The organism is Streptomyces sp. ISL-100 (genome assembly GCF_018614615.1).
Taxonomy (GTDB): domain Bacteria; phylum Actinomycetota; class Actinomycetes; order Streptomycetales; family Streptomycetaceae; genus Streptomyces.
On sequence record NZ_JAGGOK010000003.1, the window covers coordinates 28128 to 43321 of the forward strand.

Consider the following 15194-nt stretch of genomic DNA (forward strand, 5'->3'; position numbering starts at 1 on the left):
GCCCCCAGTTCTGTTCGAAATCACTGCTCATCCCGCGCACCGTAGGCACAGGTCCGCGGACATCTCGAACCACGGGTTCGTTGGGTGCCGGCCAGGGCGAAAGGCTGCCTCCGGCGGGTCCTCCTCGGAGGGGGTGGGGGCTGGTTGGTCGGGTGCGGGAGCGTTGTGGTGCGGGTGAAGGCGGGGTTCCCTCCTCGGCCAGACACCCAGGGGGCGTATCAGGAACCCGGACACGGAGTCCAGGCCGAGCCGCTGCGCGGTCGCTACGCGAGCCAGGACACCGCGCCCGGAACCCTGATACGGCGGAGCTGTCCGACCGAGGAGGGAACCCCGCCCAGGCCCGTTGTGGCCGGGCCCGGCCGAGCGGGTGCGGGTAAAGGTGGCGGTGAGAAAAGGCCAGGTCAGAGCCCCTATCCGGGTTGACTCAACCCCTAGAACGTGGTTTAATTAGTGATGTCGGAAGGGGAGGGCAACCCCCGACCGGCACACGGCAGGCCGACCGGCCGCCGACAACCTCTCTCACCAGGAGAACGAACGTGAGCACTATGAAGGCCCCCGGAAAGCTCGCCACCATCCGCGCCCTGCTCGCCACGGCGGAGGACCCCCGTACGCCGGAGGCGGAAGCGGAGTTGGCCCGGAGGCGGGCATTCGAAATGATGGCGAAGTACGGCGTCGAAGAGGCCATGCTGAGCGACGGAGAGCCGTCGCGGGACGCGGTCACCGCGCGATACATCGACCTCCCCAACCCGTGGTCCATGTCCCGCGTCCGCCTCATCTGCTTCATCGCTCAGAACGTCGGCTGCAAGGCCGTGCACATGGGCGTGCGGGGCAGCGTGCGCCGCGTTCACATCGTCGGCCACGAGTCCGACATCCAGCGCGCCGAGATCCTTTACGCCTCTCTCCTGATCCAGATGCTCGGCGGGCTCAACGCGCAGGTTGTCCCGTACGGCGTTCGCAGTGCACGAGCCTGGCGCAACTCGTGGACCATCGGGTTCATCGAGCGCGTCATAGAACGGCTCAAGGCGATCGAGCAGGCCGCCCGCGCCGCCGCCAGCGAGGAAACGTCGGCCACAGGCCGCAGCGGTGAACTCGTGCTGGCCGACCGCGACGCGATGGTGGAGGCCGCCTACCGCGAGGAGCACCCGCACGTCCGACACTCGCGCAGCTCGTACAGCGGTAGCGGATACGGCGACGGAGCCGCCGCAGGAAACCGCGCCGACATCGGAGGCACCCGCCGCATCGGTGCCCAGACGGCCGGAGCCCTTGCAGCCTGACCGCCCATCCCTGCCGGGGCGGCAGCCCGCCGCCCCGGCCCCCGCCCCACGCGACGAGGAGCCCGGCATGTACATGGAGTGGGCCCGATTCCACAAGGCCGACGAGAACGGCCGCCACTACTTCCAGACCTATAGCTACCCCCAGGTATGGGCCGCCGCCACGCCGAAGGAGCCCGGTACCGGCCGGATCAGCGAAGCTGCCGCCCTTGCCTACTCGATCATCTGCGCGGCCGGGTGGCAGTGGCAGACGCCGTGTCACTGCGTCGAGTGCACCGTCACGGCCAAGTCCGCCCAGCGCACTACCGCTTGACCCCCCACCAGCCACCGCCAGGAGGAAACGATGCCGTCCCGGAAGCCGCACGCCACCCCCGCCCGCATCCTTACGGCCGCCGCCGACCACATCGAACGCGTCGGGCTCTACCAGGGTGACCACCTCTGGCAGCCGGGCAGGATGGGCGACACCGCCCCGTGCACGGTGCTGCACGCGTGGGAACGCGGCGTGCGCTCCGTCCGGCCCCGCTGGTCCGTACGCGGTGAACCGTGGGACATCTTCCAGCGCGCTCTGTTCGACTCCCTTGTGGTGCTGAGCAACCACGTCAACGGTCGTCCCGTGTCCGGCGTCCGGTGGCGAAAGCTGCGGCTCACGGAGGACGCCTACCGGCGCACCCTGTTGTGGTGCTGGGGGGACGATCCCGAGCGGACTACCGTCGAGGCCGCCGCGATGATCCGCGCCGCCGCAGCGCTGCATCCGAGTGACGGCGATCACAGCATCCCTGGTTGCCCCACTCTCAAGAACATGGTTTAATTAATGGTGTCGGAAGGGGGAGGGCAACCCCCCGACCGACACCGTTACCGGGCCGAGCGGCCCGAAGAACTCTCACCAGAAAGAGAAAGATCGATGACGAACACCAAGACCCAGGCCGGCGTTCAGACCACCCCTGCCCCGTGGCCGACCCTCACGGTTGCCGAACTCGCCGCGCACCCCGGCAACGTCCGCGAGATCGAGGCCCCGGCCGATCTGCTGGCCGACGTGAAGGACAACGGCGTCGTGGAGCCGCTGTACGTCGTGCGGACCCACGGCGACGTGCCGCAGGTCATCGACGGGTTCCAGCGGCTGGCCGCCGCCGTCGCCGCAGGGCTGGAGACCGTTCCGGTCACCCCGCGCCCCGTGATCCGGATCGACGCGCTCACCCCGCACCCGAAGAACGCCCGCGAAGACCTGGACGTCAGTGCGCCGTTCGTGGAATCGCTCCGCGCCGAGGGGTGCCGCATCCCCGTCAAGATCCAGCGACTCGACGGCGGAGTCCTCCAGGTCAACGACGGAAACCGCCGCTACCACGCCGCGACGGACGCGGGCCTTACTCACCTCCCGTACGAGTGGGAGGACGACGACCGCGACGCGGCGGGCCAGTTCCTGGACATGATCACGACCGCCCAGCACCGCAAGAGCTTGACCCCGTCTGAGATGAACCAGGCGATGTTCAGCGCCGCCGAGGCGGGCGCGCAGGTCGGCCGCATCGCCAAGGCCGCAGGTGTGCGGCAGAAGGACGTTAAGACGCTGGTCAAGGTCCGGTCCGACGAGAAGTTGTCGGCCGCCGTCAGCGGCGCGAGCAGCTATGAGTGGACGTTCGAGCACTTGGCCGCGCTCTCGGAGTTCGCCGACGACGCCGAAGCGCTCGCCGCGATCACCGAGGCCGCCGCCGACGACGCCGCCGACGAGGGAGACGTTGACTGGGCCATCGCCATCGAGCGCACCAAGCGCGACAAGCGGACCAAGGCCGAGGCCCACCGCGCCGAGCTGGAGTCGGCCGGGCAGAAGATCCGGGACGCCGAGGAGCTGTCCGAGCGCGCCATGCCCGTGTGGCGACTGCGCGGCATCAGCGCCGAGGAGCACGCCGACTGTCAGGGGCTTGTGTGGGTGTTCGACGAGCGGCGGGCAGACCGGTACGAGCCCTACTGCTCCGCCCCCGGCCTGTACGGGCACACGGTGCCCGAGGGCAGCAGCGGCACCGGCGGCACAAAGACCGCCGCCGAGGTGGAGGCCGAGCGCGCCGCCCGCGCCGCCGTCAAGAAGGGGAACATCGACTGGGACGCGGCCGAGGCCCTGCGCCGGAAGTGGATCACCGACCTGATCAAGCGGCGCAACCTTCCGAAGACCACCACCAACACCCTGATTGGTCACGTGAACAACGCTCTTCTGGACGGTAGTTGGGGGATCTGTGATGACCTGAACAAGGAGCCGACGACCGAGATCCTGGCCGCCTTCCTGGGGCTCAACACCGAGCAGGCCAAGGACCGGGGCAGCTTCGCCGGGCACGTCGCCAAGGACCCCCGCAGGGCCCCGCAGCTCCAGTTCGCCGCCATCGCCGCCGTCCGGGAGAAGTGCGCGAACCGGTCCGCGTGGAGGACGGACAGCCAGCGCGCCCCGTGGACGCGGACGCCCACCGGTCGCTGGTTCCAGGTGCTCGCGTCCCTCGGATACCCGCTCACGCCCATTGAGCAGTCGGTCGTGGGCGATGAGCCCTACGACCCGTCGAAGAAGAAGCCCCGCGCGATCACGTCCGGCAGCGAGCCGGAGACCGAGCAGGAGCCCGGCACCGACGAGGAGACGGGCGAGCCGGAGGCCGAGGACGCCGACGACCCGGCCAGCGACGACGAAGCCGCCGCCTAACCACCTCAGCCGCCCGACGCCGGGGGCGGGAACTCTTCCCGCCCCCGGCCGCCCCAGGAGCCCCACAGTGACCCGTACAGCTTCGTTCGAGACCCACGCCGACGACCACGGTTGCGGATGCGTCCCCGCGCCCGCCGAGCCCGACCCCGGCACCACCGCCGACATCATGCAGGCCCGCGCCATCGCGGGCGGACTCGCGGAGTTCGGCATCGGGCCCCGCCGCTGGTCCGCCGCCTATGACCATCAGGCCGCCGCCGTCGTTCTGCGCGTGGACACCCCGCGCGGACTGTACGCGCTCGCCATCCCGGCCCCCGGCCAGCCGTTCCCCGTCCGCCACCGAGGCGAGCGCATCGGAGCGCTGGACTGCCGCCGCACGTACGGCACCGCCGACAGCTACGTTGCCGCGATCTTCGCCGCATTCCTGCGCGACCGTGCCGCACTCGATATCCCCGGCCGGGACGCTTGCCCCACACCCCAAAACATGGTTTAATTAATGGTGTCGGAGGGGGAGGGCACACCCCCTCCGACACCACGGGCCGCCATCCGGCCCGACCCCGGCCGCACGCGGAGGGCAACCCGCCCGGCCGGGCCCGCGATTCCTCTCTCACCAGTAGGAGCACCCACGATGACCAGCGCAGCCATGCGGTTTTCTATCCCCGCGACCGCTCAGTCCCGTGTCCGTCAGCTTGTCGAGGCCACCAACGCCCGCGCCGCCGTCCACGCCCTCAGCGCGTACGCGCTCGACATCTCCGCGCCGTTCCTTGCCGACTACCACGACATCGACGGCCGCCTGATCGGCAAGCGTCCCACCGTCACCGTGAAGATCTCCGGTGACATCCCCCGTCACCACGGCTGGACCGTCATCGCACGCCTGGATCACGACGAGGAGGGCGAGACGATCACGAGCCTGTTCCCCGGTCTGCCCGAGCAGGACGCCGAGGCCGCGCGCCAGTACCGCGCCATTGAGAACTTCTGCCACGGGTGCGCCGTCGCCCGCCACCGCACCGCTACCTATCTCGCGCGCCACGAGAACGGCGAGATGAAGCAGTTGGGCACGACGTGCGTCGAGCCGTACACCGGGCTGCCGATCAAGGGGTTGGAAGCGTTGTGGAGGTTCGGCACGCTGAAGGACTCCGACTGGGACGGCGAAGAGGGCGGCATCCCGGCCGATCTCCGCGTACCGGTGAGCGAGGTCCTGCGGGTGACCGCCGCCATCGTGAAGACCGAAGGCCGTTTCTACAGTCGCTCCGAGCAGTGGAAGAACACCCAGCCGACCGCCGACGGCGTCGAAGCGTACTTCTTCGACCGCAAGGCCCCGATGGACTGGCGGGCCGCCATCGACGCCGACCCCGACGCGCCGAGCACCGCCGCCGCCGTCCGGGCATGGGCCGTCCAGGGATACGGCAGCCTCTCCGAATACCGCCACAAGGTGGGCCAGCTCGCCAAGGCGGAAACGGTCGACCCGCGCCACCTGCCGACGCTGGTGTCCGCCATCGCGGGTTGGTACCGCGACCAGGAGAAGGAGGCCGCCGAGCAGGCCGCCCAGAACAGCAAGCCGCAGGGCACCGTGGGCGAGCGCATCACCACCAACGCCACCGTCACCACCGTGATCGAGCTGGAGGGCCGGACGTACGGCTACCAGACCCAGCGCCGCCGACTGGTGAAGTTCCAGGACCCGCAGGGCAACGTGTTCGTCTGGTTCAGCAGCGCCGGGACCGTCCCCGACCAGGGCGACGAGGTCGAGCTGACCGGCACGGTCAAGGACCACAGCATCTACGGCGAGACCGCACAGACCGTACTCACCCGGTGCCGCGTCGCCGCACGCGAACCGGTCGCCGCGTAGCAGTAGCCCCGGCCGGGTGGGAGCCACCGCCCGGCCGGACCCCGGCCGCCGGGCCGTGGGGTGGGCGGCATCGAGCCGCCCACCCCACGCAGCGCCCACCACCGACCGGGCCACCCGCGTCGGCGGCCGGCCCCGGTCACCGGGCCCCGTACGAAGGGCGTCCCTGCGGGACGGCTCAGCCCGGCCCGGCTCGCAGCCGGCCGGAACGTCCGGGCCGCGGGCGGCCCTCCCGTCCCGTCCGGACGCCGGGCCAACGGGCGTGCCCTGCGGGCACGACGGCACTCTCCATCGCGCTCCGCACGATGACGGGCGGCACCTCCCCGACGTCGGAACGGCGCGCCGCCGACCGCACCACCGAGATCCCGAGGAACACCCCATGCCCGAGAACGCGCCCGCCGCCCGTCATCAGGTTGCCCACACAGGAAACCCATCTCCGCAGACCTGTATCCAGGTCGCCAGGCAGGCCGCGATCCTCGCCGTCACCGCAGCCGACGACGCCATGACCGCCGTGTGCCGCAGCCGATCCGGAGCCGCCGCCCCCCTGGAGGCGGCCATGCACGCGGCTCAGAAGGATGCCGTCGAAGCCGAGGGTCACGCCGACCGCGCCGAGCAGTACGCCGACGACCCCACCATGCCGAGCAGTGCTCCCTTGTACTGCGCCCGTGCGGCCGTCGACCACGCTGTTCGGGCGCAGTCGGCCGCCGGAGTCGAGACGACGGCCGCCGACCTGCGGGCCGAGCTGGAGCGGAAGCTGACGGCTGCCGAGTACGCCGAGCGGGAGGGTGAACGCCGCCGGGAAGAAGCCGAGCAGGAGGCCGAGGAGCGCGCGGCCACCGGCATGGACGCGGACAACCGGGACCAAGCGGCGAGGAACTGGTATCTCGCCGAAGGACACGTTGCCGGACTCGGTTGGACGGCCGGACACGTCCGTGTGCTGGAGGCCGCCGAGTCCGGGCGCCTCTACTGGCGCGACGGCCGGGCCCGGCAGGCAGCACGTTGCGGAGTGTGGAACGGTGGCCGGCGGATCAGCCGCGAGCGGAGCGAGGCCCTGTTCACCGCACGGTTCCTCCTCGCCGTCCGTCAGGACGACGGCACCCGCGTACTGACCCCCAGCCCGATGGGGCAAGTCGCCCTTGAGCTGACTCGTCTCCATCCCGCCGGGCTTCACGACAGCGACCAGGCTGCCTACGAGGCACGGTTCGTCCGGGTCCGGCGGCGCCACAAGCGCCGCGACGACCAGAAGGCCGCCGCCCGCGTGCTCCCGCCGCTCGATTCCAGCGCGCGGAAGCTGTACCGGAAGCCGGTCACGATCACCGAACAGCGGGCCCGCGCCGAGCGCGACGCCGTCGACCGATGGGAGGACGAGGGCGGCTACTGCCCCGGCACGGACACTCCGCGCCCCGCAGCCGGTCCCGCCGCGAGCCCGGTCGTCCGGATCATCCGGGCCCTCCACTGGCACACCGCCGTGCAGGGCGCCTTGTGGTGACCGCAAGGGTCGCCGGTCGCCAGGCCGACCGGATGCCGCTCTACCTTCCGGGTGGGGGTCTCTCGAAGATCGACGTGACTGCAAAATCGAACACATGATGGAATTTGGATATGCGACGGACGACTCCCCCTGATCTCGACCGAGCCCAAGACGAGTGGCGCGCCACCTATCAGCAGCTCGCCGTGTGCCCGTGTACTGCGCTGCGCAGAAGGCTGATCCACCTGTGAGCGACCGTACTGTTCCATCCACACTGGCGAGGGCAGCGGTCGGCGGGGTGGGCGGCACTGCATGGCGCACGCCACGACCGATCCACCCCCTGAACTGCCCCGAATCCGGAACACCTGCGACGGGTTGGTTGGGTGCCGGCCAGGGCGAAGGGCTGCCTCCGGCGGGTCCTCCTCGGAGGGGGTGGGGGCTGGTTGGTCGGGTGCGGGAGCGTTGTGGTGCGGGTGAAGGCGGGGTTCCCTCCTCGGCCAGACACCCAGGGGGCGTATCAGGAACCCGGGCACGGAGTCCAGGCCGAGCCGCTGCGCGGTCGCTACGCGAGCCAGGACACCGCGCCCGGAACCCTGATACGGCGGAGCTGTCCGACCGAGGAGGGAACCCCGCCCAGGCCCGTTGTGGCCGGGCCCGGCCGAGCGGGTGCGGGAGGTGGGGGCGAAAAAGAGCAGGTCAGAGCCCCTATCCGGGTTGACTCAACCCCTAGAACGTGGTTTAATTAGTGATGTCGGAAGGGGAGGGCAACCCCCGACCGGCACACGGCAGGCCGACCGGCCACCGACAACCTCTCTCACCAGGAGAACGAACGATGAACACGCCTCTCACCGTTGCGGAGCTGGCCCACCCGATCGCCCTCGAACTCGGCGGGAACTGGCGACCGCAGCCCGCGCGCCACGGCGTCAAGGAGCTGGATCACGCCGCCACCTTCACGCACCTCGACGGCCGACAGCTCCACCTCTCCGAGCGGTACGACGACCCCGGCCACCTGCACATCCGAGGCGTCTTCTCCACCACTGACTACCCCTTCCGCAGGGGCGAGCGTGACACCGTCCGAGTCGCCATGACCGATGACCCGGCGGAAATCGCGGCCCGGATCGCCGCCGACCTCATCCCCGCGCACCGCGCAGTTCACGAGCGGGTGACGGAGCACAACCGTGCACAGGCCAAGATGCGCCGGGACGTCGAAGAAGCCGCCCGCGACCTTTCCGAGCGACTTCCCGGAGCGCGAACCCGAATCGACGGCACAACCGCCTTTGTCTACATGAACCTTGAGCCGGGCGAAGTGCGTATCGGACTGGACGGCGACACGGTGAGTCTCGTACTCAACGACGCGCCCCGGATCATCGCCGACGCCGTCGTATTCGCGGTGAGCCGATTCCTTCCCCACGTCGAGACCCCCGAGGGGGAACGCGGCGAATACGTCGACGGATACGCCCTCTAATACCCCGTGCGTTACGGCGGCGCGCTCCCTCAGCGCGCCGCCCCCCCAGAAAGGCCCAGGATGAGCGCCGACATATTCATCATCGAGCCGCAATGGACCGTGCAGGCCCCGCACCTCCGGTGCACCCTCAAACGCGCCCTTGCGCTCCAGGCCGCACAGAATGTGTGGTCCGGAACCGAGCACATCAACAACGCCGTAGCGATGGCCTACGGCGATCAACTCCCGGACTCCGGCCGATGGGAACTGACCCGTTCCCAACTCCGCACGCTCAAAATCGCCATTGAGTGGCGCAGGGCCACGCGTGCGGCCAGCGATAAAAAGACCGCCCCCTATATCCTCGAACGCTGGACGCGAATAGAGGACGAGGTCATAGCCGCATACCGCGCCGTGAGCAACGAAGCAGGGTTGTGCTGGATTTAAAGGGTTGCCGATCACCCAAGAACATGGTTTAATTAGTGATGTCGGAAGGGGGAGGGCAACCCCCCGACCGACACCGTGAGGCCAGCCGGCCCCGGACGATCTCTCACCAGGAGGACCGCGAAATGCCCCGTAAGCCGAAGATGACCGACGAAGAGCGCCGGGCCTACTCCGCCAAGATGCGCGGTGAACTCGAAGCCGTCATGGACCGCGCGTACGGCGCGATGGTCGCCAGCGAAGACTTCTGGACCGCCGTCATGCGCACGGCCGCGAACCTCACCCACACGGACCGCGACGACCGCAGCCCTACCAACTGCATCGCCGTCGCCGCCCAGCACCCCAACGCCTCCCACGTACTCAGCTCCGGAGACTGGCGAAAGGTCGGACGCTTCCCGGTCAAGGGCTCCACCTCTCTCCGCATCTGGACGCCGATCAAGCGGCGGCCCGAGGAGGGCCAGGAGGCCACGGCCGCAGCCGCCGACGGCGGGCGGCGCGAGGTCACCGACGAGACCGCCGGGGGTGAGGCGCGCAAGGTGTCAGGGTTCAAGGCCGGGCCGGTTTTCGACATCAGCCAGACCGACGGCGACGCCTACGAGCCGCCCGCCGCCGCCCCGCTCGCCGCCGAGGTCATCCGCGATGTCCTGGTGAACCAGTACCGCGACCAGTACCACGAGGACCCCGAGCAGGCCGGGGGATTCGACTTCACCCAGGAGGCCCCGGACAACGCCGTCCGCATCCTCCTGTACGGCCACGCGTGGCGACGCATCGCCGAGGCGGACGCCCCCCTTCCCGGTCAGCACGCCGCCGAAGTCGCCTCAGCCGCCCACGTCGCCGCGCTCATCCTCGGAATCACTCCGGGCCCCGCCGTCATGCCGCCGCTCGCGGGCATCATCACCCAGGACAAGAAGCCCCCGGTGCACGAGTCCGCCGTCCGCGCCATCGAGACCGGCCGCGCCATCGCCCGCGACGTCAGGACTGCCGCCGAGCGCCGCCGCGAACTTGCCGTGACCGGTTGACCCAGACCCAAGAACATGGTTTAATTAATGGTGTCGGAAGGGGGAGGGCAACCCCCCGACCGACACCCCCGCCGGGGCCGACCGGCCCCGGCGGACTCTCTCACCAGATGGGACACGACATGCTCACCACCGACCAGAAGCCCACCGTCCAGGACTTCCCCACCGCGACGCTCGTGATTGCCGGACCCTGGTTCCGGGGCCACCAGCTCGACACCCGGCCCGCCGTCGTGGTCGGCCCGTTCGGCGGCCCGGAGTTCGCGGACGAGGCCACCATGTCCGTGGTCTGGTACTTCACCCTCGGTGCCCCGCAGCCGGGCGACAGTGTCCAGGCGATGTTCCCGCACGAGCTGACCCCGCTTGACGACACGCTGACCACGATGCACCAGGACACGTTCCGCGACATCGTCCGCAGCCTGCGCCGGGGCCGGTTCGCCTACGACGACGGGGACGCGCTCCGCGTCGCCGTCCGCCAGGCATGGCGCGAGCGGGCCGGACTGGCCGACGCCGACCCGGCCGCCCGGCACACGCTCCACCGCAGCTGACACCAGGGTCCCGCCGGTCCGGGGGAGGGCAACACCTCCGGACCGGCAGGCCCGAGCACTGCCAAGCGGACACCCCTTCGGGGCGGCAGGACAGGTCCGGTGCGTTCACCGCCGCCGGCCGACTCCGCCGCAGGCGGCTCCGCCGACCGACGACGGGCACCGGACCGCAGCGGACGCGCCCCGCGGGGGCGCGACAGCCCCTGTCGCCGCGCAGGCGCGACGACCCGCGAGCCGATCGTCCCTCACGGCCCGCGCCGGTGGTGCAGCGCCGCTGCCAACGCACGGTCCGCCCTGCGGACGGACCACAAACTCTCACCACGAAAGACCAGTTCAGTGACTATCGAGATCACCCACACCCGCCGAGAAGGAACCCTGATCGAGGGGACCAGCCGGGGCGACGGATCAGCCGAGATTCTGCGACTCCGCGAGTACGGCCGCACCCAGCGCCAGCCCTTCCGCTGGAGCCGAAACCTTGACTGCTGGTACCTCCCCCACAGCCGCGACCACGCCACCTACACCCCCTCCCTCGAACTCCTCGCACAGCGACTCCGAGACGCGGACTTTGAGGTCACGCTGACCATCGACAACGCCGACCGCCGGAGCTTCGGCGAGGCCGAGGAGGACCGGGAGGAGAAGGCGGAAGGCCGGGCGGAGCGGTTCGGCGGGTACGCCGCCAGCGCCGCCCGGAGCTCCGAGTCTGCGTGGAAGAAGAGCCACGAGATATCCGAGCGGTTCGCCGGGGGGCAACCGATCCTCCGTGGACACCACTCCGAGGGCCGGGCCCGCCGTGATCACGCGCGGATGGACGACTCGATGCGCAAGAGCATCGGTGAGAGCGACCGCGCCGACCACTGGACCGGCCGCGCGCAAGCCGCCGCGAACTACCAGCAGTTCAAGAAGAACCCCGGCCGCACGCTCCGCCGTCTCGACAAGCTGCGGGCCGACCTCCGCGCGGTCGAGAAGTGGCAGCGCGGCGAATCAGCCAAGGGCTTTTCCCGGAGCCCGGCAGACCCGGAGCTGGAGATCGAGCACCAGGAGCTGACCGAGGAGATTGCGCACTGGGAGCAGGTCATCAAGGACGCCGAGGCCGAAGGCTTCAAGGTCTGGTCGAAGACCGACTTCACCCGCGGAGACTTCGTTCTCTACCGAGGCACCTGGTACGAGGTCCTGCGGGTCAACCCGAAGTCGGTGACCATCCCGCACATCCACAACGGCACCGGCAAGCGCATCGTCCGCGCCACCGGCAACCGGCACGATGACTGGACCTGGACCGCTCCCTACGACGACGTATCGGGGCGCAAGAGCGCCGACGAGATGCAGCCGCCGCCCCAGGCTGAGGCCGCCGAACAGCAGGAGCAGGCCGAGCAGTCCACGCCGACCGTGGAGCCGGTACCGGCGGAGAAGCCGACATCCGTGGCGGCCCCCGCGGCAGGCATGAGCTGGCAGGACGGCATGGCGCTGGTGCTGATCGCCTCGAAGAACTCCCGCCGCTCCCGCAAGCGCGCCTTGTGGGCGATGACCCGCCGCGAGGCGCAGGCCGTGTGCGGTGACCGTCGCACCTCCGGCCGCTCGTACATGCTCACCTGGACCGACCGGCCCGGCGTCGAAGGTGCCGACTGGGAATGGACGCCGGACAACGGGAGTCTCGACGCGGTCCTGTCGGACTTGGGCGTCACCGCGCGCCGCGAGTGGACCCCCGCCGCGCAGGCCCCCGCCGAGGCCGCGTAACCACGTCCCCGCCCGCCTCCGGCGGCCGAGCCCGCCGGAGGCGGGCCCCTCTCTCACCAGAACAGGGCACCACCATGACCACGCAACTCCTCGAACGACCCGCGACCGTCACCGTTCCCGACACCGGGGCGGGCAGGCTCATCGTCCCCGCGACCGCCAGCACCACCACCATCCCGACGTACCGCGTCGGTTCCCCCGACATCCAGTGCCGATACCCCGTGATCGTGGGCGAAGACCAGGTCATCGGCCGCGCATACAGGTGGCACCGAGACTGGCTCGTCCTCACCACCGAGGGCGAACGCAACCTCCGCCGCCCGCCCAAGGGGACACCCGGCACCGACATGGCCGCCGCCCATCTCGCGGAGGAGTACGCCGCCGGTCGGATTGGTTCGGTTCCCCTGGATCAGGTGCTCGCCGAGGCCCCCACGCCGTTGTGCGGGCCGGTGCCCCTCCTCCACCCGCGGATGCCGGTCAACGATCGCAACACCGAGGGCGCGCAGATCGCGTTCGCGGGACTCGCGGCCCACCACTGGCGGGCAGTCCTCACCGGGTTCCCCGGCAGCGATAACCACTGGTACCTCTGCTGCCAACTGTGTGACTGGGAAGGCCCGAAGTTCTGGTCGCACTTGCGCGGGCGCAACGGGGAGCCGCCGAGCGCGCGCCGTCACAAGGGCGGGTGCATCGGAGAGGACGAGGTCCGCCGGTTGATCCCCGCCTACCACTAGCAGCCCGACCGAGGGGCGGCGGCAGCGCGCCGCCGCCCCCCGCACCCCCGAAGGACAGCACCGTGCCGACCCGCCACACCCCCGAGAGCATCGTCATCGTGGACACCCCGGCCGCGATCCTGGAATGGGCCGCTCGCCACATCGAACACGTCGGCTTCCACCAGGGACCGCGTCTGTTCGCCGGTCCCGGCCGTACGGCCACGTTGCCGTGCTGGCCGCGCGGCGCCCTTCAAGTCGCCGCCGGCCACGGGCGGGGAGCCGCCGGCCGGACGTACGACTGGGACCGCATCGACCGCGCCCGCGACCAGGCGTTCGCCATCCTCGCGGAAACCCTCACAGGTCACCCCGTCGACACCGACGACCCCGCCGCCAAGGCCCGGCACCGAGAGGTCATCGACCGGTGGAGCGCCGAGCCCGGCCGCACCGCCGCCGACGCCGCCCGCGCGTTTCGTACCGCCGCCGCCCGCGCCGAACACGCCCTGTTCTGACCCCCGCCGCCCGCCAGCACCCCGAGTCAACGAAGGCCAGCACGATGGACGAGACGACAGAAGACCGCAGCACCACCAGGACGCCGAGCCGCCGAGGAGCCGCCACCCCCAGCCGGGACGGCGTCCACCGACTCAGCGTTCCCCTCCACCCCCGGCTCAGCGCGACCGAGCTGATCCGCGTACTCCTCGCGGCCCCAGGAGAAACCGAACTCTCCGCCCTCGACCCCGTACGGGTCCGGTCGCTCATCGCCGACGTGCTCACCCAGCACGGCTATGACGTGCTCGACCGGTCGCCGTACTACCCGGAGCTCGACCGCCACCGGGACGCCCGCCGCGCGGTACGCCGCGCGTACGGGCCCCGGTTCCTCGACGCCCCCGACGAACAGGCCGTGCTCGCTGACCCACTCCGCGAAGTGCTCGCCGCCGGAAGCAGGAAGTCGTGACCGCCACCGTCGCCGAGCCGAACGGAGCACGGGCACGGCAGACGTACTACTGGCGAGTGCGCAACGCGCGGACACGCCACCGCCCCGAGAGCGCCGATCAGGCGTGGCACATCCAGCCCGGACACCCCGGCGGCGCGTACTGCGACCTCGGCCACGACCTGGACCCGCCCGCACACCACACCCCAACCCTTCTCTCCCGCAGCCGGCCGACCGGCCGCCGGGGAGACGAGCAGGAATTTCGGGGCGGGTGTCTCGCGTGCGAGTGGGAAGGCCCCGTGCACTCCGGCGACGGGTTCGGCGACGGTGACAACGAGGCAGTGGAGGACGCCCACGACCACGCGTTCCCCGGCTGGCAGACACTGCCGCCCATCACCAAGGTCGAGGACAGATGGGTCGTTCCGCAGAGCCGAAGCCGCTGGGCTCAGCTCATCTCCCAGTACCCGGCGGGATGGGTGAACCAGGGCGCCCCCGTCGTGGCCTGGCGCCGGTACCGCCGCGAAGCCCACGCTCCGCCGCACGCGGGACGCCCCCGCTACGAACTCCGTGTCACCCGGCCGCCGCGCGACCGGGCCCGACACCCCGCCGATCAGGACGCCCTCTTCTGATGGCCGCCGTCCTCCGGAGCAGGGCGCCACCCGCTCAACCCAAAGGTGGTTTAATTACTCCGCCGTCAGCGGAGCGGGCAACCTCCGACCGGCCGCGCGTCCCACAGGACGCCACGCACCCAGACAACAGACGACGGCCAGCGCACAAGGGCAACAAGGCGCTGGCCGTCAGTGTTCTCTCACCAGAAAGAACCTCACCATGCTATGTGACCGACACCCCGACTGTCCCCAGCCCGGCGACACCGCCCAGCTCACGAGGGGTAACAGCATCGGAGCCGACCCCGCCGACACCTTCGTCATCGTCGAGGACTTCCCCCCGACAGGCCGACACCTCGTGCTCAACCTCCCCGTCGACCACCCCGACCGTGCCGACTGGGCCGCCGCCGTCCCCCTGGCCGACATAGCCACCCTCACCCGGCTCGAACCGGCGGGCAGCCGTACGTGGGCGCCGGCCCCGGACCCGGACGACATCCAGTGACCGCGCCGAGCGGGCACGACCCCGACCAAGAACAGGA

17 protein-coding genes are annotated in these 15194 nt (G+C 70.6%); all 17 read left to right on the forward strand.

Annotation, left to right across the window (positions count from 1 at the left end; translation table 11 throughout):
• Positions 1 to 545: 545 nt before the first annotated feature.
• The 17 genes from J7E89_RS01325 (at position 546) to J7E89_RS01405 (ending at position 15157) form a co-directional block, all read left to right on the forward strand.
• Positions 546 to 1274, forward strand: coding sequence for a DUF2786 domain-containing protein (locus J7E89_RS01325; RefSeq protein WP_251059970.1), 729 nt, complete (start codon positions 546 to 548; stop codon positions 1272 to 1274).
• Between the two features lie 67 nt (positions 1275 to 1341).
• Entirely contained in the window at positions 1342 to 1584 is a 243-nt protein-coding gene (locus J7E89_RS01330; RefSeq protein WP_214967204.1) for a hypothetical protein, read from the forward strand.
• A 30-nt stretch (positions 1585 to 1614) separates the two neighbouring features.
• Complete coding sequence (locus J7E89_RS01335; RefSeq protein ID WP_214967206.1) at positions 1615 to 2079, forward strand: DUF6197 family protein; 465 nt, start codon at positions 1615 to 1617, stop codon at positions 2077 to 2079.
• Positions 2080 to 2172: 93 nt separating this feature from the next.
• Positions 2173 to 3945: a ParB N-terminal domain-containing protein gene (locus tag J7E89_RS01340; protein ID WP_214967208.1), complete on the forward strand. Its 1773-nt coding sequence runs from the start codon at positions 2173 to 2175 to the stop codon at positions 3943 to 3945.
• A 67-nt stretch (positions 3946 to 4012) separates the two neighbouring features.
• Positions 4013 to 4435, forward strand: a complete 423-nt coding sequence (locus tag J7E89_RS01345; protein ID WP_214967210.1) for a hypothetical protein — start codon at positions 4013 to 4015, stop codon at positions 4433 to 4435.
• Between the two features lie 135 nt (positions 4436 to 4570).
• Positions 4571 to 5788 carry a hypothetical protein gene (locus J7E89_RS01350; RefSeq protein WP_251059943.1) on the forward strand — a complete coding sequence of 406 codons (1218 nt, stop codon included), beginning with the start codon at positions 4571 to 4573 and terminating at the stop codon, positions 5786 to 5788.
• Positions 5789 to 6164: 376 nt separating this feature from the next.
• Positions 6165 to 7274, forward strand: a complete 1110-nt coding sequence (locus J7E89_RS01355; RefSeq protein WP_214967213.1) for a hypothetical protein — start codon at positions 6165 to 6167, stop codon at positions 7272 to 7274.
• Between the two features lie 808 nt (positions 7275 to 8082).
• Positions 8083 to 8715, forward strand: coding sequence for a hypothetical protein (locus J7E89_RS01360; RefSeq protein WP_214967215.1), 633 nt, complete (start codon positions 8083 to 8085; stop codon positions 8713 to 8715).
• Between the two features lie 60 nt (positions 8716 to 8775).
• Entirely contained in the window at positions 8776 to 9135 is a 360-nt protein-coding gene (locus tag J7E89_RS01365) for a hypothetical protein (protein WP_214967218.1), read from the forward strand.
• 122 nt (positions 9136 to 9257) lie between these two features.
• Positions 9258 to 10148 (forward strand): hypothetical protein, encoded by an 891-nt coding sequence (locus tag J7E89_RS01370; RefSeq protein ID WP_214967219.1) that lies wholly within the window; start codon positions 9258 to 9260, stop codon positions 10146 to 10148.
• A gap of 107 nt (positions 10149 to 10255) precedes the next feature.
• A complete protein-coding gene (locus J7E89_RS01375; protein WP_214967220.1) occupies positions 10256 to 10690 on the forward strand; it encodes a DUF6409 family protein in 435 nt (144 codons plus the stop codon).
• Between the two features lie 333 nt (positions 10691 to 11023).
• Entirely contained in the window at positions 11024 to 12418 is a 1395-nt protein-coding gene (locus J7E89_RS01380; protein WP_214967221.1) for a DUF3560 domain-containing protein, read from the forward strand.
• Between the two features lie 74 nt (positions 12419 to 12492).
• Positions 12493 to 13143, forward strand: a complete 651-nt coding sequence (locus J7E89_RS01385) for a hypothetical protein (protein WP_214967223.1) — start codon at positions 12493 to 12495, stop codon at positions 13141 to 13143.
• 62 nt (positions 13144 to 13205) lie between these two features.
• The gene (locus J7E89_RS41710) at positions 13206 to 13631 is read left to right on the forward strand and encodes a DUF6197 family protein (protein WP_214967226.1); all 426 of its coding nucleotides are present in this window, start codon (positions 13206 to 13208) and stop codon (positions 13629 to 13631) included.
• Positions 13632 to 13675: 44 nt separating this feature from the next.
• Positions 13676 to 14074, forward strand: a complete 399-nt coding sequence (locus J7E89_RS01395) for a DUF6181 family protein (protein WP_214967228.1) — start codon at positions 13676 to 13678, stop codon at positions 14072 to 14074.
• On the forward strand, positions 14071 to 14679 hold the full coding sequence (locus J7E89_RS01400) for a DUF6349 family protein (protein WP_214967229.1): 609 nt from the start codon (positions 14071 to 14073) through the stop codon (positions 14677 to 14679). Before J7E89_RS01395 ends, J7E89_RS01400 begins: the two co-directional genes overlap by 4 nt.
• 199 nt (positions 14680 to 14878) lie before the next feature.
• Positions 14879 to 15157 (forward strand): DUF6211 family protein, encoded by a 279-nt coding sequence (locus J7E89_RS01405; RefSeq protein WP_214967232.1) that lies wholly within the window; start codon positions 14879 to 14881, stop codon positions 15155 to 15157.
• Positions 15158 to 15194 lie beyond the last annotated feature (37 nt).